Source organism: Isoptericola halotolerans (assembly GCF_045689585.1).
Lineage (GTDB): Bacteria > Actinomycetota > Actinomycetes > Actinomycetales > Cellulomonadaceae > Isoptericola > Isoptericola halotolerans_B.
Genome location: NZ_CP140108.1, coordinates 2,061,835 through 2,080,380, shown reverse-complemented (window position 1 = coordinate 2,080,380; position 18,546 = coordinate 2,061,835). Strand labels below are relative to the sequence as shown.

General features: G+C 73.5%; 17 protein-coding genes and 1 tRNA gene. 7 read left to right on the top strand and 11 right to left on the bottom strand.

All coding sequences use genetic code 11. The features are described from left to right. Positions 1 to 10 precede the first annotated feature (10 nt). The 6 genes from UQW22_RS09665 to UQW22_RS09640 all read right to left on the bottom strand — a co-directional run bounded on the left by UQW22_RS09665 (position 11) and on the right by UQW22_RS09640 (position 5,741). Positions 11 to 1,168, bottom strand: a complete 1,158-nt coding sequence (locus UQW22_RS09665) for a glycosyltransferase (protein ID WP_407316536.1) — start codon at positions 1,166 to 1,168, stop codon at positions 11 to 13. Between the two features lie 114 nt (positions 1,169 to 1,282). Beyond that, positions 1,283 to 1,885, bottom strand: coding sequence for an aminoacyl-tRNA hydrolase (gene pth / locus UQW22_RS09660; protein ID WP_407316534.1), 603 nt, complete (start codon positions 1,883 to 1,885; stop codon positions 1,283 to 1,285). A gap of 108 nt (positions 1,886 to 1,993) precedes the next feature. Beyond that, positions 1,994 to 2,596 carry a 50S ribosomal protein L25/general stress protein Ctc gene (locus UQW22_RS09655; RefSeq protein WP_407316532.1) on the bottom strand — a complete coding sequence of 201 codons (603 nt, stop codon included), beginning with the start codon at positions 2,594 to 2,596 and terminating at the stop codon, positions 1,994 to 1,996. Positions 2,597 to 2,925: 329 nt separating this feature from the next. Next, positions 2,926 to 3,909, bottom strand: a complete 984-nt coding sequence (locus UQW22_RS09650; protein WP_407316530.1) for a ribose-phosphate diphosphokinase — start codon at positions 3,907 to 3,909, stop codon at positions 2,926 to 2,928. A 41-nt stretch (positions 3,910 to 3,950) separates the two neighbouring features. After that, positions 3,951 to 5,519 carry a bifunctional UDP-N-acetylglucosamine diphosphorylase/glucosamine-1-phosphate N-acetyltransferase GlmU gene (gene glmU, locus UQW22_RS09645; RefSeq protein WP_407320769.1) on the bottom strand — a complete coding sequence of 523 codons (1,569 nt, stop codon included), beginning with the start codon at positions 5,517 to 5,519 and terminating at the stop codon, positions 3,951 to 3,953. Positions 5,520 to 5,669: 150 nt separating this feature from the next. Next, positions 5,670 to 5,741 (bottom strand) — tRNA-Gln (locus tag UQW22_RS09640). A 240-nt stretch (positions 5,742 to 5,981) separates the two neighbouring features. Here UQW22_RS09640 and UQW22_RS09635 point away from each other — a divergent pair. The 4 genes from UQW22_RS09635 to UQW22_RS09620 all read left to right on the top strand — a co-directional run bounded on the left by UQW22_RS09635 (position 5,982) and on the right by UQW22_RS09620 (position 9,494). After that, positions 5,982 to 6,578, top strand: coding sequence for a TetR/AcrR family transcriptional regulator (locus UQW22_RS09635; RefSeq protein ID WP_407320768.1), 597 nt, complete (start codon positions 5,982 to 5,984; stop codon positions 6,576 to 6,578). A 145-nt stretch (positions 6,579 to 6,723) separates the two neighbouring features. Further along, the gene (locus tag UQW22_RS09630) at positions 6,724 to 7,623 is read left to right on the top strand and encodes a DUF559 domain-containing protein (protein WP_407316528.1); all 900 of its coding nucleotides are present in this window, start codon (positions 6,724 to 6,726) and stop codon (positions 7,621 to 7,623) included. A 132-nt stretch (positions 7,624 to 7,755) separates the two neighbouring features. Continuing rightward, on the top strand, positions 7,756 to 8,259 hold the full coding sequence (locus UQW22_RS09625) for a MarR family winged helix-turn-helix transcriptional regulator (protein ID WP_407316526.1): 504 nt from the start codon (positions 7,756 to 7,758) through the stop codon (positions 8,257 to 8,259). Then, complete coding sequence (locus tag UQW22_RS09620; RefSeq protein WP_407316524.1) at positions 8,256 to 9,494, top strand: CynX/NimT family MFS transporter; 1,239 nt, start codon at positions 8,256 to 8,258, stop codon at positions 9,492 to 9,494. Before UQW22_RS09625 ends, UQW22_RS09620 begins: the two co-directional genes overlap by 4 nt. Before the next feature lie 7 nt (positions 9,495 to 9,501). Here the strand turns inward: UQW22_RS09620 and UQW22_RS09615 are convergent, their stop codons facing one another. Continuing rightward, positions 9,502 to 10,395: a LysR family transcriptional regulator gene (locus UQW22_RS09615; RefSeq protein ID WP_407316522.1), complete on the bottom strand. Its 894-nt coding sequence runs from the start codon at positions 10,393 to 10,395 to the stop codon at positions 9,502 to 9,504. Between the two features lie 103 nt (positions 10,396 to 10,498). Between UQW22_RS09615 and UQW22_RS09610 the strand changes: the two genes are divergently transcribed. Both UQW22_RS09610 and UQW22_RS09605 read left to right on the top strand, forming a co-directional pair. After that, complete coding sequence (locus UQW22_RS09610) at positions 10,499 to 11,359, top strand: aldo/keto reductase (protein ID WP_407316520.1); 861 nt, start codon at positions 10,499 to 10,501, stop codon at positions 11,357 to 11,359. Positions 11,360 to 11,384: 25 nt separating this feature from the next. Then, complete coding sequence (locus UQW22_RS09605; RefSeq protein ID WP_407316518.1) at positions 11,385 to 12,317, top strand: aldo/keto reductase family oxidoreductase; 933 nt, start codon at positions 11,385 to 11,387, stop codon at positions 12,315 to 12,317. 108 nt (positions 12,318 to 12,425) lie between these two features. Here UQW22_RS09605 and UQW22_RS09600 read toward each other — a convergent pair whose 3' ends face one another. Further along, positions 12,426 to 14,261, bottom strand: coding sequence for an ABC-F family ATP-binding cassette domain-containing protein (locus UQW22_RS09600; RefSeq protein ID WP_407316516.1), 1,836 nt, complete (start codon positions 14,259 to 14,261; stop codon positions 12,426 to 12,428). Positions 14,262 to 14,330: 69 nt separating this feature from the next. On the opposite strand from UQW22_RS09600, the gene UQW22_RS09595 reads away from it, so the two are divergent. Continuing rightward, positions 14,331 to 15,308 carry an acetylxylan esterase gene (locus UQW22_RS09595; RefSeq protein ID WP_407316514.1) on the top strand — a complete coding sequence of 326 codons (978 nt, stop codon included), beginning with the start codon at positions 14,331 to 14,333 and terminating at the stop codon, positions 15,306 to 15,308. Positions 15,309 to 15,348: 40 nt separating this feature from the next. On the opposite strand, the gene UQW22_RS09590 is transcribed toward UQW22_RS09595, so the two are convergent. From UQW22_RS09590 to UQW22_RS09580, 3 genes are read right to left on the bottom strand one after another with little or no spacing between them, the layout of a single operon-like run. Beyond that, positions 15,349 to 16,281 carry a 4-(cytidine 5'-diphospho)-2-C-methyl-D-erythritol kinase gene (locus tag UQW22_RS09590; RefSeq protein ID WP_407316512.1) on the bottom strand — a complete coding sequence of 311 codons (933 nt, stop codon included), beginning with the start codon at positions 16,279 to 16,281 and terminating at the stop codon, positions 15,349 to 15,351. Next, complete coding sequence (gene rsmA / locus UQW22_RS09585) at positions 16,278 to 17,150, bottom strand: 16S rRNA (adenine(1518)-N(6)/adenine(1519)-N(6))-dimethyltransferase RsmA (protein WP_407316510.1); 873 nt, start codon at positions 17,148 to 17,150, stop codon at positions 16,278 to 16,280. The genes UQW22_RS09590 and rsmA overlap by 4 nt, the downstream gene beginning before the upstream one ends. 28 nt (positions 17,151 to 17,178) lie before the next feature. Beyond that, a complete protein-coding gene (locus tag UQW22_RS09580; protein ID WP_407316508.1) occupies positions 17,179 to 18,513 on the bottom strand; it encodes a ubiquitin-like domain-containing protein in 1,335 nt (444 codons plus the stop codon). Positions 18,514 to 18,546: the final 33 nt, after the last annotated feature.

The following is an 18,546-nucleotide window of genomic DNA, read 5'->3' as shown; positions in this document are numbered from 1 at the left end:
CCGTCAGGCCTCATCGGCCCGCACCGTCCAGAGCACGCTGCTCGGCGACGACTGCCCGCATCCTCGCGACGAAGCGCGGGAGCGAGAAGCGGTCGACATGAGCGGCCAGACCAGAATCGTCCCAGCGCACGTCCGCGGCCACCTGGACGGCCTCGGCCACCAGGTCGCTCCGAGGAGCGTCGAAGAACACGCCGTTGACACCCTCGACGACGGTGTCGAGGTAGCCGCCGTCTCGCAGCACGACGCTGGGGTGCCCGAACGCCCCCGCCTCGAGCGGCGACAGTCCGTAGTCCTCGTGGGAGGCTGCCACGAGCATGGCCGCGTTTCGGTAGAGCCAGCGCAGGGACTCGTCGTCCACCCGGCCGAGCAGGTGTGCCCTGGCCGGGCCACGGCCGCCACGGGCGGCGAGGGCGGCGAGGGCGGCGAGCCTGGCGCGGTCCGGGCCCGCCCCGACGACGACGAGCTCTCGGCCGGCGGCCTGCGCTGCCTCGATGACGACGTCGACGTTCTTGTACGGCAGCAACCGTGCCACGCAGAGGAGGAAGCCGGGGCCGACTCCCGGCACCTCGCGTTCAGGTCCGGCAGGCATCATCGCCGGCGGTGGCGGCACGACCTCGGCCTCGATGCCGTAGGCCTCGCGGACGGCGCGCTGCGTGACGGTGGAGTTCGCGAGGTAGACGTCCGCACGCGCGGCGGCGGCCGCGTCCCAGCGCCGCAGCCCGGGGGCGACGGTGGCGAGGCCGCCCGCGACGACGGCCCGTCGTGCCCGGTGCGCCACGCCCCCGTCGGCGGGGCCCAGGTAGCGGTCCCGCTGGTAGAGCCAGCGCGCCGGGGCGTGGCAGTACACGACCGTCCGACGGGCACCCCGGTAGCCGTGCGCCCAGCCCGTGGACGAGGCCACCAGGACGTCGGCGTCGACCTGCTGCCCGTCGACCGCGCGCGAGAGCACGGGCAGCGCCAGCCGGTGGTTCCGGCGCAGTACGCCCACCCGGTCAAGACGGGACGTACGCAGCTCGAGCCCGGCGAACTCCGGGAACGTCCCCGCAGCGTCGTACAGCGTCGTGTACATCGGCGAGCCCGGGAACGCCTGGGCCAGCAGCAGCGCCACCCGCTCGGCACCGCCGCGCTGGGTCGCATAGTCGTGCGCGAGCGCGACACCTTCCGTCATGCGTCCTCCCTCGCGGACCGACGACCAGCGTATGCAGGAGACGTCCGGATGAGGCCCGCGACGGGGGGTGAAGACGAGCGCCGGTGCGGGTGAAACTGGCGCTCGCGGCACTCGTCATGCTCTCGGGTGGTACTTCCCCTGCGCGGCCAGGAGCCCCTCGGTGACGACCATCTCGACGGCGTCGGCAGCGTCGTCGACGAGCATCGGCAGGTCCTTGCGCTCCGTGGCCGAGAAGTCCCGCAGCACGTGGTCCGCCGTGTCCATCCGGCCCGGCGGGCGCCCGACGCCGACCCGGACCCGGGTGTAGTCGCGCGTCCCCAACGCCTTGGAGATGTCGCGCAGGCCGTTGTGCCCGCCCTCTCCCCCGCTCGCCTTGAGCTTCACGGTGTCGAACGGGATGTCCACCTCGTCGTGGACGGCCAGCACGTGGTCGGCGTCGATCCCGTAGTACTGCGCCAGCGCCGAGACGGGTCCGCCGGAGGTGTTCATGTAGGTGGTCGGCTTGGCCAGGACCACGCGCGGTCCGGGGGCCCCGCCGGGCAGCGTCCCGAGGCGGGCCTCGGCGACCACGGCCTGCGCCCGGGGGTGCTTCGCGAACCGGCTGCCGGTCCGCCCGGCCAGCAGGTCGAGCACCATCTGACCCACGTTGTGCCGGTTGCCGGCGTACTTCGGTCCGGGGTTGCCGAGCCCGATCACGAGCCAGGGCGTGTCCGACATGCTCTCCATCCTTCCGCCGGGTGCACTGTAGCCCGGCAAGCAGAACGCCCGACGGCGGCGCGGGGCCGCCGTCGGGCGTTCGGGTGCTGCTGCCTCGTCAGACGAGGGTCACGCGGGGGACGAGCCGCTCTCCGGGGAGGCGGACGCGGCCGACTCCTCGTCCGCGGACTCCTCGCCGCGCGGCTCGGTGATCGTCACGACGGTGTAGGAGCCGTCCGTGAGGAGCTCGACGCCCTCCGGCAGCTCGACGTCGCCCGCGACGATGTGGTCGCCGGCCTCGCGGCCCTCGATGGAGACCTCGACGTACTCCGGGATGTTCGTGGCGTCGGCCTCGACGGAGAGCGTCTGCTCCTCGACCAGGTGGATCGAACCCGGGGCGGACTCGCCCACGACGTGCACCGTGATGTCGACGGCGATCTTCTCGCCCTTGTTCACCAGGAGCAGGTCGACGTGCTCGATGTCGGCGCGCACGGGGTGGCGCTGGACGTCCTTGACGACCGCCAGGTAACCCTCGCCGTCGACGTCGAGGCCGATCAGCGCGTTGGTGTGGCGGACGGCGAGCATCGTCTCGTGGCCCGGCAGGTTGATGTGCAGCGGGTCGGCGCCGTGGCCGTAGAGGACGGCGGGGATCTTGCCGGCGCGGCGGGCGCGGCGGGCGGCCCCCTTGCCGAACTCGGTGCGGGCCTCGGCGGCGAGCTTGATCTCGGCCATGTGGATCACTCCTGCTAAAGGTCTGTGCGTGCCGACGACCAGAGGGAGCCATCGGCTGTCCGCGATGGGGAACCGGCGCGGACGGGCGGCTGCGTCGGCGTGGGACACGTGACGGACGCGATCGTGGGCGCCGCACGGTCGGCGCGGGTGCGCGCCCTACCGGCAGCCGCCCAGTCGATCACGGAAGTCCGACGGATCCTGCTCTGCGGGCGATTCTTGCGAAAAGCCGGCGCCCGTCAGGCGTCCCTCGCCGAGGCAACCTGGCTACTGTACCCGGAGGGACGGGACGGAGGGAAGTCGGCGAGGGCCGCGGCCCTGTCGTGCGCGTCTCAGCTGTTGCCGTCGAACAGCGAGGTGACCGACCCGTCGTCGAACACCTCACGGATCGCCCGCCCGATGAGCGGCGCGATGGACAGGACGGTCAGCCGGTCGAACCTCTTCTCCGCCGAGATCGGCAGCGTGTTGGTGACCACGACCTCCGAGGCGCCGCACTCGCTGAGCCGCTGCCCCGCCGGGTCGGAGAGCACGCCGTGCGTCGCCGCCACCACGACGGACTTCGCCCCGGCGTCCATGATCACCTTGACCGCCTCGGCGATCGTGCCGCCGGTGTCGATCAGATCGTCGACGAGCACGCACTCGCGCCCCTCGACGTCGCCGACGACGCGGTTCGCGACGGCCTGGTTGGGCCGGGTGACGTCGCGGGTCTTGTGGACGAAGGCCAGCGGGCCGCCGCCCAGCTTCTCGGCCCACTGCTCGGCGACGCGGATGCGACCGGCGTCCGGGGACACCACCGTCACGTTGGAGGTGTCGACGCGGGTGCGCACGTACTCGGTGAGCAGCGGCATCGCCCACAGGTGGTCGACCGGCCCGTTGAAGAACCCCTGGATCTGCGCGGTGTGGAGATCGACGCTCATGATCCGGTCCGCACCCGCGGTGCGCAGCAGGTCGGCGACGAGCCGCGCCGAGATCGGCTCACGCCCCCGCGACTTCTTGTCCTGGCGGGCGTACCCGTAGAACGGCGTCACGGCGGTCACCGTGCGCGCCGACGCGCGCTTCGCGGCGTCGACCATGAGCAGGTGCTCCATCAACCACTGGTTGACCGGAGCGGTGTGGCTCTGCAGCAGGAAGATGTCCGCGCCACGCACCGACTCGCCGAAGCGCACGTACGTCTCGCTGTTCGCGAAGTCGTACGCCGAGACCGGCAGCAGGCCGATGCCGAGCTCGTCGGCGACGGCTTCGGCCAGCTCAGGATGTGCCCTGCCCGCCGCGAGGACGAGGTTGCGCTCTCCGGTACCGGGGATCGAGGTGTTCATGTGGGGGTTGCTTCCTTCGGTGCGAGGCTCGGGGCGGGCGGTCAGGCGGACTCGGAGGACTCCGGCGTCCCGGCGGCGCCGGGCCGGTTCGTCGGGGCGGCCCCGGTGAGGGCATTGTGCTCGGCCAGCTCGCGCTGCGCCTGCGCGCCGAGCCCGTCGGCACCCGCCTCGGTGCGCGCCCGGAGGGCGGCCTCCGCGGCGGCGGTCCCCGGACGGCGGCGCTCGACCCAGCCGTCGACGTTCTTCTGCTGGGAGCGGCTGACGCCGAGCGCGCCGGACGGCACGTCACGCGTGATGACGCTGCCGGCGGCCGTGTACGCGCCGTCACCCACCGTCACCGGGGCGACGAACATGTTGTCCGCGCCCGTCCGGGCGTGCGAGCCGATGACCGTGCGGTGCTTGTGCACGCCGTCGTAGTTGACGGTGACGGACGCCGCGCCGATGTTGCTCTGCTCGCCGATGGTCGCGTCCCCGACGTAGGACAGGTGCGGGATCTTCGAGCCCTCGCCGATCTCGCTGTTCTTCGTCTCGACGAACGTGCCGATCTTGCCGCGGGCACCGAGCACCGTGTTGGGTCGCAGGTAGGCGAACGGCCCGACGCTCGCCCCGGCCCCGATCACGGCCAGGGAGCCGTGGGTGCGCACGACGGTCGCGTCCGCACCGACCTCGACGTCGGTCAGCGTGGTGTCCGGGCCGACGGTGGCGCCGGCCTCGACGCGGGTCGCCCCGTGGAGCTGCGTCCCGGGCAGCAGCGTGACGTCCTGGGCGAGCTCGACGTCCGCGTCCACCCACGTGGTGGCCGGGTCGACGACGGTCACGCCGGCGCGCATCCAGTCCGCCAGGAGGCGGCGGTTGAGCTCGGCACCCAACGTGGCCAGCGCGAGGCGGTCGTTGACGCCCTCGACGAGCATGGGGTCGTCGCTGAGCAGCGCACGCACGGCGCCGCCCTCGGCCCGGGCCGAGGCGATGACGTCGGTCAGGTACACCTCGCCCTGCGCGTTGTCGTCGCCGAGACCGCCGAGACCGCGGCGCAGCACCGCGGCGTCGAACACGTAGACCGAGGAGTTGATCTCGCGGATCTCGCGCTGCTCGGCCGTGGCGTCGGCGTGCTCGACGATGGCCACGACGTCGCCGGTGCCCTGCTCGCGCTCGATCCGACCGTAGCCGGTGGCGTCGTCGAGCTCGGTGGTCAGGACCGTCACGGCGTTGCCGTCGGCGTGGTGGGCGGCCAGCAGCTCGCCGAGCGCGGCGCCGTCGAGCAGCGGGATGTCACCGGCGAGGACCACGACGGAGCCCTGCAGCCCGTCGCCGAGCGAGCTCTCGGCGTCGTCGCCCGCGTCCGCGAGGCGGGCGGCCGCGGCGGCGTGCGCCCTGGCGTCGAGCGCGTCGAGCGCGCACTGGACGGCGCGTCCCGTGCCGGGGATCTCGTCCTGGTCCACGACCACTGCCGCCTCGTCGAGCTCGCGCGCCGCGGCGGCGACCTGCTCGCGCTCGTGGCGGACGACGACGGCGAGGTGCGCCGGGTCGAGCTCGCGCGCGGCGGTCATCGCGTGCCCGAGCATCGAGCGACCGCCGAGGGCGTGCAGCACCTTGGGCGTCGCGGACCTCATGCGGGTGCCCTGCCCGGCGGCGAGGACGACGACGGCGGCAGGTCGCGGCAGGTCGTCCGGTGCGGGCGTCGGACCGTGAGCTGCGTCCTGGTTGACCTGGGGGGCCGTGGGAACCACCGGTGCTCCGTCTCTGTCGGGGTGTCGCGAGCGCTCCGCCCCCAGGGCTCGAACCTGGACCATGGGCACCAAAAACCCGTGTGCTGCCGATTACACCAAGGCGGATCGGTGCGCCACGGCGGCCCGGGATGCTCCCCGCAGCACGCGGTACCGCCCACCTGCTGCGCACCGCCGTCGCGCGTCCGTGCCCCAGTCTGCCAGGTCGCCCGGGGTGCCCCGCGCACATCCGGGCGAACCGGACGAGGGGCCGGCGTGGCGCGGACCACACGGTGGGCGGCCCGGAGCAGGCATGATGGACTCATGCCTGCCGACTCCCGCGCGTCCAAGCGTGTCCCGCGTGCCCGGATGACCGCGAGCCAGCGCCGGGAGCAGCTCCTCGCGGTGAGCCGGGGCCTGTTCGCCGCCAAGGGGTTCGAGGGCACCAGCGTCGAGGAGATCGCCGCCACCGCCGAGGTCTCCAAGCCCGTGGTCTACGAGCACTTCGGCGGCAAGGAGGGTATCTACGCCGTCATCGTCGACCGCGAGGTGCAGGCCCTGACCTCCGCGCTGACGGGCGCCCTGGCCGAGGGCGGGCACCCCAAGCTCATGGTGGAGCGCACCGCGCTGGCGCTGCTCGGCTACATCGAGGCGTCCGAGGACGGGTTCCGCATCCTGGTGCGCGACTCTCCCGTGGCCCAGGCGACCGGCACGTTCTCCTCGCTGATCGGCGACGTCGCGGCGCAGGTCGAGCACATCCTCGCGGACCAGTTCAAGGGCAACGGGCTGGATCCCCGGATCGCGCCGCTCTACGCGCAGATGCTGGTCGGCATGGTGGCGCTCACCGGTCAGTACTGGCTGGACGCGCGCCGGCCGAAGAAGTCCGACGTCGCCGCGCACCTGGTGAACCTGGCCTGGAACGGTCTGGCAGGCATGGAGCGCAAGCCCGGCCTCATCGACAGCTGACCCCATCGCTGTGGGTGCACGACGCGCCGTCTGACCGGTCGCCGCCACGGCGTGTCGTCCACCCACAGGCGACGGGTGGCGGAGTTGTCCACAGATGCTTGGTCGGCACTCCCCGCCACGCCGGCCCCCCGGGCACCGTGTGCCCATGCCTCGCCCACCGCTCGACCGACGCCTCCCCCTCGACCGACCGTTCCGGGTGTCCGACGCCGTCCGTCGCGGCGTGCCGCGCCACCGGCTCCGCTCCTCGCGGCTGGCGACCCCGTTCCGCGGGGTCCGGTCCGCCGCGGCGCCGCAGACCCTGGCCGAGACCTGCCGCGCCCTCGCCGAACGCCTCGGCCCCGGCGTGGCGTTCTCGCACACGACGGCGCTCGACCTGCTCGGCGTCGAACGACCCTGGACGCTGGAGCACGACGACGCCGTCCATGTGGTCACCGCCAGGCAGGAGGACCGGCCCCGGTACGACGGCGTGGTCGCGCACCGCTCACGGCAGCCGTACCTGGAGGTCGTCGAGCACGAGGGACTGCTCGTGACGACGGCAGCCCAGACGTTCGTGCACGTCGGCGTCGGGCTGCGCCGCCCCGACGACGTCGTCGTCCTCGGTGACGCGATGATGCGCCGGGAGCGTTCGCTCACCACCGTCGCAGGCCTGACCGACCTCGCCGAGAGGACGCGGAAGGTCAAGGGCATCGCCCAGGTGCGCGAGCAGATCCCGCGGATGCGGCCGGGCACCGACTCCAGCCCGGAGACCGTGACGCGGCTCGGCCTCGTGGCCGGCGGTCTGCCGTGCCCGCGGGTGAACGAGGTCGTCACCGACCCTGAGGGCCGCTACGTCAAGCGCGTCGACCTGGTCTATCCCGCCGAGCGGATCATCATCGAGTACGACGGCGACCAGCACCGCACCGACCGGGCTCAGTGGCGTGAGGACGTCCGCGCCCGGCGACGGCTGGAAGAGCTCGGCTGGGTGGTGATCGTCGTCGTGGGCGACGACCTGCGCGATCTCGGGCGCGTCGTCGATCGTGTCCGTGCCGCCCGGCGCCGCCGTTAGCTCCTTCCGCCCTCGCCGCTGTGGGTGGACGACGCGCCGTTCGTCGGTATGTCGCGACGGCGAGTCGTGCACCCACAGCGTTCGGTTGCATCAAGAGTCTTGACGTCGAGAGACCCGCGTTACCCTGGACGGATGGACAGCACGCAGCGGGGGGACGAGGTCGACCGGATCGTCGACGCGTGGCAGCGGGAGCGACCCGACCTGGACGTCGAGCCGCTCACCGTCTTCTCCCGCATCAGCCGCCTGGCGCGCCATCTCGACCGCGCCCGCCGCGGCGCCTTCGCCGGCCACGACCTCGAGACCTGGGAGTTCGACGTCCTGTCCGCGCTGCGCCGCTCGGGCGCCCCCTACCGGCTCTCCCCCGGCACGCTCGTGGCCCAGACCCTCGTCACGAGCGGCACCATGACCAACCGGATCGACCGGCTCGAACGCCGCGGACTCGTCGAGCGGCATCGCTCGCCCGACGACCGCCGCGGGGTGCTCGTCCAGCTCACGGCGTCCGGTCGCCGCCGCGTCGATGCCGCGATGAGCGACCTGCTCGACGTCGAGGCCCGCGTGCTGGACGCCCTTCCGATGACCGAACGTCCCCGCCTGGCCGGTCTTCTGCGCGCCCTCGGTGCGCAGTTCGACGAGTGAGCGCCACGAGCAGCGGTCAAGGGGACGACGACGGCGCACGACCGGGTCCGGCGCTGGCCGCCGGCGCCGGTGGCCTGGCGCTGGCCGCGCTGCTGCTCGTAGCGGTCAACCTGCGCGCGCCGCTGACCGCGCTCGCCCCCGTGGCCGACGAGGTCGCCGCCGGACTGGGGCTGACCTCTGCCGGGGTCGGCCTGCTGACCTCGATCCCCGTGCTGACCTTCGCCCTGTGCACCCCCGGGGCGGCCGTCCTCGTCGGACGCTGGGGTCCCGAACGGGCGATCGCGCTCGGGCTGCTGGCCATCGTCGGCGGGACCCTGCTGCGATCGAGCGGGTCGATCGGCACCGCCCTGGTCGGCACCGCGGTGCTCGGCGCCGGCATCACCGTCGGCAACGTCGCCGTGCCCGTGGTGATCACCCGCGACTTCCGTCGCCGGGCCGCCGGGGTGACCGGCGCCTACACCGCCACGATGAACGCCGGTTCCACGGTGACCACGCTCTGCACCGTGCCGCTGGCCGTGGCCTTCGGGTGGCAGTGGGCGCTGGCCGGCTGGGCCGTCCTGGCGGTCGTCGCACTGATCGCGTGGGTCCCCGCCGGACGTTCGCTCGCGCGCCGACACGCCGGTGTGCACACGCCACGCCCTGGTGACCCCGCAACGGCAGGACCGCCGCCCGTGCAGCGCGGCCTGGCGGTGCTGCTCATGATCGCCTTCGCCGGGCAGACCTCCGGGTACTACGCGATGTCCACGTGGTTGCCGACGATCCTGGCGGACCGGATCGGGTTCGAGGCGGCGGCCGCGGGCGGCGCTGCCGCGCCGTTCCAGCTCGCGGCGGTCGCCGGGGCGTTCCTCGTGCCGCTCGGCCTCGCCGGACGGTTGTCCGAGCGCACGGTCGCCACCGTGCTGTGCGCCTTCTGGCTCACCCTCCCGGCAGCCCTGCTGCTCGCCCCGCAGGCCTGGTGGGTCGGCGTCTGCCTGGCCGGAGCGGCCCAGGGCGGCATCTTCACGGTGATCTTCACGCTGATCGCCCGGCGGTCGCCGTCGGTGGCCGCGGCCCGTCGCACCTCGGCGGTCGTGCAGACCGGCGGGTACGCCTGCGGGGCCGCCGTGCCGACCGTGCTCGGCGCCGTGCACGAGTCGAGCGGCGGGTGGACCGCACCGCTGCTGGGGGTCGTCGCCCTGCTGGTCGCGATGACGGCGGCGCTGTGGGTAGCGGCGCGTCCGACCTCCGCCCGCTGAGGCGTTCTCAGCCGCGGGCGACCTCGAGGTTCGCCTCGCCCAGCAGGTCGAGGAGCCGACCGGCGGTGGGCTCGGCCCCGGCGGACGAGACCGCGGAGACCACCCACTCGGGGCGCCCCTCGGCAGGCAGCTCCAGCACGGCCAGCCCGGCGGCCTGCGGCTTGCCGGCGACGTGCTGCGGCACGACGGCGATCCCGAGCCCGCGCTGCACGAAGTCCAGCAGGGTGTGGACGTCGTCCACGCTCATCCGGACCCGCCGGTCGAGATGCCGGTCGGTGAACGCACCGTCGACGAGGTGCCGGATTCCCCACGGCGCGCGGAAGTCGACGAAGTCGCGGCTCGCGAGGTCCTCCCACGAGACCTCCGTGGAGCCCGCGAGCACGTCGGTGGGGTGGGCGAGCACCACGACGGGGCGCCGGCCCAGCTCGAGGCGCCGCAGAGTGCCCAGGTGCTCCGTCGTCGCGACGAACGCGATGTCGAGGTCGCCCGCGCGCAGCTGGGCGGCGAGCTCGTGCGAGCCGGCCTGCGCGAACTGGATGTCGACGAGCGGGTAGCGGAGCTGGAAGCGTTCCAGCAGCGGACCGACGTCGACCACGCCGAGGCACTGCTCGGACCCCACCCGGAGGCGCCCGGAGAGCTGCTGGCTCGCCCGGACGACGGCGTCCCGGCCGGCGGAAGCCTGCGCCAGCATCCGGCGGGCGAACGGCACGAGCGCACGTCCGGCGTCGGTGAGGCTCACCCGGCGTGTCGTGCGCAGGAAGAGCGGCGCGCCGAGCTCGTTCTCCAGGGACCGGATCGCGGCGGACAGCCCCGACTGGCTCACGCCGCACAGGGCTGCCGCCCGGGTGAAGTGGCCTTCGTCGGCCACCGCGACCACGTACTCCATCTGCCGCAGCTCCATCGATCACTCCTGGTTCTGAATCTCATGAGTCTCAGTCGTTGGACTTCTCATCATGCGCCTCCCTATCGTCGAACGCACACCACCGTCGTCACGAGGGAGAACCGTGGAACTCCGCACCATCGGAAACCGCAGCGTCAGCGCGATCGGCCTCGGCGGCATGCCGATGTCCATCGAGGGACGCCCCGACGAGGCACGCTCCGTCGCCACCGTCCACGCCGCGCTCGACGCCGGTGTCACGCTGATCGACACCGCCGACGCCTACCACCGCGACGCCGCCGAGGTGGGCCACAACGAGGAGCTGGTCGCCCGCGCCCTGCGCGGCTGGGGAGGTGACGCGTCTCAGGTGCTCGTCGCGACCAAGGGCGGTCACCTGCGCCCCGGCGACGGCACCTGGACCCAGGACGGGCGCCCCGAGCACCTCAAGCAGGCAGCCAAGGCGTCCGCGCAGCGGCTCGGCGTCGAGGCGATCGGTCTCTACCAGTTCCACCGCCCCGACCCGTCCGTACCGTACGCCGACTCGATCGGCGCCCTCGTCGAGCTGCTCGACGAGGGCGTCATCCAGCAGGCCGGCATCTCCAACGCGGACGTCGACCAGATCGACGAGGCGAACGAGGTCCTGGGCGGACGGCTCGCCTCGGTGCAGAACCAGTTCTCCCCCAGGTTCCGCTCCAGCCTCGACGAGCTGCGGCACTGCGCCGAGATCGGCGTCGCGTTCCTGCCCTGGTCCCCCCTCGGCGGCATCGCCCGGGCCGCCGAGCTGGGCTCCGCGCACGGCGCCTTCGGCCGTGTCGCGGAGCGCCACGGCGTGAGCCCGCAGCAGGTCACGCTCGCCTGGGAGCTCGCGCTCGCCCCCGTCGTCGTCCCCATCCCGGGTGCGTCGCGTCCTGCGAGCATCGCGGACTCGGCCCGTTCCGCGGAGCTCGAGCTGACCGCCGACGAGCTCGCCGAGCTCTCGGCCTCCTGACCGCCGAAAGACCGAGGAGAACCCCATGAAGACCGTCCCCCTGGGCCTCACCGGGCGCCAGGTTCCCAACGTCGTCCTCGGACTCATGCGCATCGCGCAGATGGACGACGACGCCGTCCGCGAGCTCGTGCGCACCGCCCGCGACGCCGGCATCGACTTCATCGACCACGCCGACGTGTACGGCGCGGAGCTGCACGGCTGCGAGCGCCGGTTCGCCGAAGCCATGCAGCTCACGCCGTCGCAGCGCGCGGAGCTGACCATCCAGTCGAAGGCCGGGATCGTGCCGGACGGCCCGTACTTCGACTACTCGTACGACCACCTGGTGGAGTCGGTCGAGGGGTCCCTCCGGGCGCTGGACACGGACTACCTGGACGTCCTGCTGCTGCACCGTCCCGACGCGCTGGTGGAGCCCGACGAGGTGGCTCGGGCCTTCGACCACCTGGAGTCGTCCGGCAAGGTGCGCGCCTTCGGCGTCTCCAACCACACGCCGGGCCAGATCGAGCTGCTCAAGAAGTCGGTGCGCCAGCCGCTCGTGGCGAACCAGCTCCAGCTGTCGGTCACGCACGCGCCGATCGTCGCGCAGGGCGTGGCGGCCAACATGGCGGGCCTGGACCAGTCGACCGAGCGCGACGGCGGCATCCTCGACTACTGCCGCCTGCACGACATCACCGTCCAGGCCTGGTCACCGTTCCAGGCCGGGTTCTTCACCGGCGTGTTCCTGGGCCACGAGGACTACCCGGAGCTGAACGCCGTCATCGACCGGCTGGCCGCGACGTACGACGTGCCCGCCATCGCGATCGCGACGGCCTGGATCACGCGCCACCCCGCCGGCATGCAGGTGGTGCTCGGTACGACGACGCCGGAGCGCGTCGCCGGTGCGGCGCAGGGATCGGACGTCCCGCTCACCCGTGCCGAGTGGTACGAGCTGTTCCGCGCGGCGGGCTACACAGTGCCGTGACCGGGGACGACGGCGTCCCGGCGCCGTCTCCACCGCTGTGGGTGCACGACACGCCGCCGGCCTCAACTGGCCGACGGCGTGTCGTGCACCCACAGCGAGAACAGAGGGTCACTCGGCGAGCTCGGCGGCCTCCAGCCACTCCATCTCGACCTCGTCCTTCTCGGCGAGCAGGGCCCGCAGCCGAGCGTCGAGCTTCGCCGTCGCCTCGAAGTCGGTCGGGTCGGCCGCCATCTGGTCGTGCAGCCGCGCCTCCTCCTCCGCCAGCCGGGTCAGGCGCTTCTCCAGCCGCTGGACAGCCTTCTTCGCCTGCCGCTGCTCCGCCGCCGACACCTTCCCCGCTCCGTCACCCGACGGCGCCGCGCTGCCCGCCGAGGCGGGGGTGGGGGATCCCTCCGGACCAGGGCCGGCAGCAGCACGGCGCAAGGACAGGTACTGCTCCACTCCCCCGGGCAGGTCCCGCAGCGTCCCGTCGCCGAGCAGCGCCCACTGCCGGTCGCACACCCGCTCCAGCAGGTACCGGTCGTGGGAGACCACGATGAGGGTGCCGGGCCAGCCGTCGAGCAGGTCCTCCACTGCGGCGAGGGTGTCCGTGTCCAGGTCGTTGGTGGGCTCGTCGAGCAGCAGCACGTTCGGCTCGGAGACCAGCAGCCGCAGGAGCTGCAGCCGGCGGCGCTCCCCGCCGGACAGGTCGCGCACCGGCGTGTGCGCCCGCTCGCGCGTGAAGCCGAGCCGCTCGGTGAGCTGGCCCGCCGTCATCTCCTTGCCGTCGACGACGACGGTCCGCTTCTCGGCGTCCACCACCTGCACGGCCGTCCGGTCACCGACCTCGTCGAGCTCGGTCACCTCCTGGGTGAGCTCGGCGACCTCGACCGTCCTGCCGCGACGCACGTGCCCGCCGTCGGGCTCCCGCCGGCCGGCGAGGAGGGCGAGCACCGTCGTCTTGCCGGCGCCGTTGACGCCCACCAGCCCGTAACGGTCGCCGGGCCCGAGCCGCCAGGTGACGTCGTCGAGCAGGGTGCGTTCGCCGCCGTCCGGCTGCGGGACGGTGACGGTGACGTCCTCGAGGTCGAGCACGTCCTTGCCGAGCCGCTTGGTGGCCATCTGGGTGAGCTCGAGCGTGTCGCGCGGCGGCGGCTCGTCATCGATGAGCGCGGCGGCGGCGTCGAGCCGGAACTTCGGCTTGGACGTCCGGGCGGGAGCACCGCGCTTGAGCCAGGCGAGCTCCTTGCGCAGCAGGTTGTTGCGCTTCTCGGCGGCGGCGGCCGCCTGCCGGGACCGCTCGGCACGCGCGAGGATGTAGGCGGCGTACCCGCCCTCGTAGCCGTCGACGGCGCCGGTCCCGTCGCCGCGCACCTCCCACATGCGCGAGCAGACGGCGTCGAGGAACCACCGGTCGTGCGTCACGACGACCAGTGCACCGGTCGCTCCGGGACGTCCGTACCGGTCGCGCAGGTGCTCGGCCAGCCAGGCCACCCCCTCGACGTCGAGGTGGTTCGTGGGCTCGTCGAGCAGCAGCACGTCGGGGTCGGTGACCAGCAGCGCGGCCAGCGCCGCCCGGCGACGCTGCCCGCCGGAGAGGGTCGACACCGGCTGGTCCAGGTCGAGGTCCGCGAGCAGCCCGGCGTGCACGGCGCGGATGCGGGAGTCCGACGCCCACTCGTGCGTGGCGTCGTCACCGTGCACGAGGTCCAGCACCGTGGCACCGGGCCGGGCGTCGTCACGCTGGTCGAGCATCCCCAGGCGGGAGCCGCCCACCCGGGTGACCCGTCCGCCGTCGGGCGTCGCGGTCCCCGCGAGCAGCCGCAGGAGGGTGGACTTGCCGGCGCCGTTGGGGCCGACGACGCCGATGCGGTCGCCGTCGTCCAGCCCGAGGGAGACGCCGTCGAGCAGGGTGCGGGTACCGATGGTCAGGGAGATGCCGTCCGCACCGAGGAGATGAGCCACCGCAACAGCGTAGTGGCGAGCTAGCCTCGGACCGACGCCGACGTCCGCAGCCGCCCGAAGGAGATCTGCATGGCCCAGTTCGACCTGCCCCTGGCCGAGCTCGAGCAGTACACGCCCGAGATCGACGAACCCGCCGACTTCGACACGTTCTGGTCCGGCACGGTGGCGGAGGCCCGCGGCCACGGCGGCGAGGTACGCGTGGAGCGGATCGACAGCGGGCTGACCGAGCTCACCGTCGACGACGTCACGTTCCCGGGGTTCGGCGGCCACCCGATCAAGGCGTGGCTCGTCCGCCCGGCACGCACGGACGGCCCGCTGCCGGCCGTCGTCGAGTTCGTCGGCTACGGCGGCGGGCGGGGGCTGCCGCACGAGCAGCTCGGTCTCGCGGCGGCAGGGTTCGCCCACCTGGTGATGGACACCCGGGGCCAGGGTTCCGTCTGGGGCTCGGGCGGGGACACCCCCGACCCGGTGGGGCACGCCCCCGCGTCCCCCGGCTTCCTGACCCGCGGCATCCTCGACCCGGCCGAGCACTACTACCGCCGGGTCTTCACGGACGGGGTGCGCGCCGTCGACGCCGTCCGGCGGGTCGACGGGATCGACCCGGCCCGGGTCGCGGTCGCCGGGACGAGCCAGGGCGGCGGCATCGCGACCGCCGTGGCGGGGCTGCTCCCGGACGTCGCCGCCGCGGCCCCGAACGTGCCGTTCCTCAGCCACTTCCGGCGGGCGGTCCGGGTCACCGACGCCTTCCCGTACGGCGAGATCACGCAGTACCTGTCCGTGCACCGCGAGCACGAGGACGCGGTGTGGCGCACGCTGTCCTACCTGGACGGTGTGTCGTTCGCGCGCCGGGCGCACGCCGCCGGGCTGTTCTCGGTCGCACTCATGGACGACGTCTGCCCGCCCTCGACGGTCTACGCCGCGTACAACGCGTGGGGCGCTGCGGACAAGCAGATCGACGTCTACCCGTACAACGGGCACGAAGGTGGCCAGCACTACCGGTTCGCGCCCACCCTGGCGTTCCTGCGCAAGCACCTCGACCAGGCCTGAGCCGGCACTGCCTCGGCACCGCCGGCGCTACCTCGGCGCGTCAGAGGACGCGGGCGCCGGCGGCCGGGCCGGTGGTGCACCACACCGCGTCGGCGGCGTCCTCGGCGGTCCACGTCGCGGCGAGCGCGAGAGCGTGCTGGCGCGAGCGCGCCAGCGCCGCGACCGTCGGCCCGGACCCGGACACCATCACCCCGAGCGCGCCACCGTCGCGGGCGACCTGCAGGGTGCGCTCCAGCTCGGGACGCAGGTCGAGCGCCGCGGCCTCGAGGTCGTTCTGCAGCGCCGCCCCGAGCGCCGTCGGGTCCCCGGCACGCAGAGCCTGCATGAGCCCGTTGTCGTCGGCGTCTTCGACGGAGGGTGCGGTGGGACCGGTGAGCTCGTCGAACCGGCGGTAGACCGCCGGGGTGGAGAGCCCGTCGTCACGCGTGGCGAAGGCCCAGTGGAACTCGCCGCGGGTCATCGCCGGCGTGAGCAGGTGCCCGCGGCCGGTGCCGACGGCGGTGTGCCCCAGCAGCGCGAACGGCACGTCCGAGCCGAGGGTCGCCGCCAGACCGGCGAGCTCGTCGCGGGGCAGCGCGGTCCCCCACAGCGCGTCGCAGGCCAGCAGCGTCGCGGCGGCGTCGGCGGAGCCCCCGGCCATCCCGCCGGCCACCGGGACCCCCTTGGCGATGTGCAGCGCCACGCTGGGGTCCAGCCCGACGTGCCGGGCGATCACCTCGACGGCCCGCCAGGCCAGGTTGGTGCCGTCCAGCGGGACGCGGTCGGCCTGCGGCCCCTCGACGGTCAGCGAGATGCCGGCGCCCTCCGGCACCTCCGTCGCGGTGACCTCCTCGAACAGCGACACCGCCTGGAAGACGGTCACCAGCGGGTGGTAGCCGTCGTCGGCCACGGGCCCGACGCGCAGCGTGAGGTTGATCTTCCCCGGGGCGCGCACGCGGACGGACGGCGCAGGGGCGGCGGCGAGGTGGCTCACGCGTCCACCGTGCCAGCACCGGCGCCCAGGCGCTCGGCGATGCGCGCGAAGTCGGTGATCGCCAGGCGCTCACCACGCAACGACGGGTCGATGCCGGCGGCGCGCAGCGCCTCCTCGGCGACGGCACCGGAGCCGAACAGGCCGGACAGCGCCGCACGGAGCGTCTTGCGTCGCTGGGCGAACGCGGCGTCGACCACGGTGAAGACCTCCTGGCGGGTCGCGGTGGTCGTCGGCGGCTCGTGCCGCACGATCTCCACCAGCGCCGAGTCCACGTTCGGCACGGGCCAGAACACGTGCCGGCTGATCGTCAGGGAGCGCCGGGCGGTTCCGTACCAGGCGGCCTTCGCGGACGGCACGCCGTAGGTGCGGGAGCCGGGGGGCGCCGCGAGACGGTCCGCCACCTCGGCCTGCACCATGACGAGCACCGACCGCAGCGACTCGAAGCGCTGGAGGAACGTGAGCAGCACGGGCACGGCGACGTTGTAGGGCAGGTTCGCCACGAGGGCCGTGGGCGGCGCACCGGGCAGGTCGGTGACGGTCATCGCGTCGGCGGTCACCAGCTCGAGGTCGGCGTCGGGCAGGTGGCGGTGCACGGTGGTCGCGAGCTGGCCGGCCAGGACCGGGTCGATCTCGACGGCGACCACGGAGGCGCCGGCCTCCAGCAGCCCGAGGGTCAGTGACCCGAGGCCGGGGCCCACCTCCACGACCCGGTCGCCGGGCTGCACCCCGGCCGCACGGACGATCTTGCGGACGGTACCGCCGTCGTGCACGAAGTTCTGCCCGAGCGTCTTGGTGGGCCGGACGCCGAGACGCCCTGCCAGCTCGCGGATCTCCGCGGGGCCGAGCAGGGCGCCAGGGGTGTCAGTCATGGGGCTGAGTATCGCCCGTCGGGGCGGCTCAGTACCAGTTGTTGGCCTGCGAGTGGCCCCAGGCCCCGCACGGGGAGCCGTAGCGGCCGGCGATGTAGTCCAGGCCCCAGGCGATCTGCGTGGCCGGGTTGGACTGCCAGTCGGCACCGGCGGTCGCCATCTTGCTGCCCGGCAGCGACTGCGGGATGCCGTAGGCACCCGACGACGGGTTGGCGGCCGTGTGCGACCAGCCGGACTCCTTGGTCCACAGGCTCTCCAGGCACGTCCACTCGCTGCCGGTCCAGCCGCGGTCCGCGGCCATCTGCTGACCGATCTGGCGGTTCGACCCGGAGTAACCGGACGACGAGCCGGACGACGAGCCCGACGACGAGCTCGCCGGCTCGGGCTCCGGCTCCGGCTCCGGCTCGGGCTCCGGCTCGGGGCGCTCCCTGGTGCCCTGGATGAGCACCTCGGTGACCGGCTCCGCGGTCACCATCGAGGTGATCTTCTTGTTCGAGACCTCCTTGCCGTCGACCGTGGTGATCTCCCGGACGACGCTGCGCGAGCCGGGCTCGCCCTTCTTCTCGACCTTCGGGTCGAGGTCCTCGTAGCGCTTCGAGCTCTCCTTGGTCCGGGTGTCGAAGGCGATCTCCTTGACCTTCGTGACCTGCTCGACCTCGACGCGCTCGACGACGACGGCGACCTGCGGCAGCTCGGCGTCCTCGGGCACGTCGGCGGCCTCCACCCCGGCGTCGTGGGTCGTGGACAGGGTGACGGAGTCGTCCTCGTCCACCTCCACGTCGGCCGCGGCCAGCACGGCGTCCACGTCGTCGGAGCCGTCGACCACGTCGACGGCCTCGTCGTGGACCACGGCGACCTCGTCGCCGTCGTGGACCTCCAGGGGCAGCTCGACGCGGTCGTCGGTGCGGGAGGCCACGAGCGCGATGTCATTGCCTCGCTGGGAGAGCAGGCCGAGGGCCTCGTGGGCGTCGGCGGCGGTCACCCACGTGGAGGTGGGCTCGCCGTCGATCTCGACGTCGATCTGCTTGCCGGTGCGCACGACGACGTCGCTCGCGTCGGTCAGCGGGTCGGCGAGGGCGGGCGAGACCAGGTCGCGGTCGGTCACGGCGACGTCCTCGGCGGCGAGCAGCCCCTCGACGTCGCCGGCGAAGCTGCTGACGGTGCGGGACTCGCCGTCGACGTCGAGCGTGACGGTCTTGTGAGCCTGGGACACGGCGACGGCGGAGCCGCCACCGACGACGAGGGCGCCACCGGCGACGGTGGCGACCAGCGCCCGACGGCGCCGGGTGCGGCGCGTCCGGGTGACGGCGCGGGTCTCGGCCGTGGCGGGCCGGGGCTCGTGGTTCTCCGGTGCGGAGCTCATGGATCTCCTGAAAGACGGGGGGCGTGGCCCCCT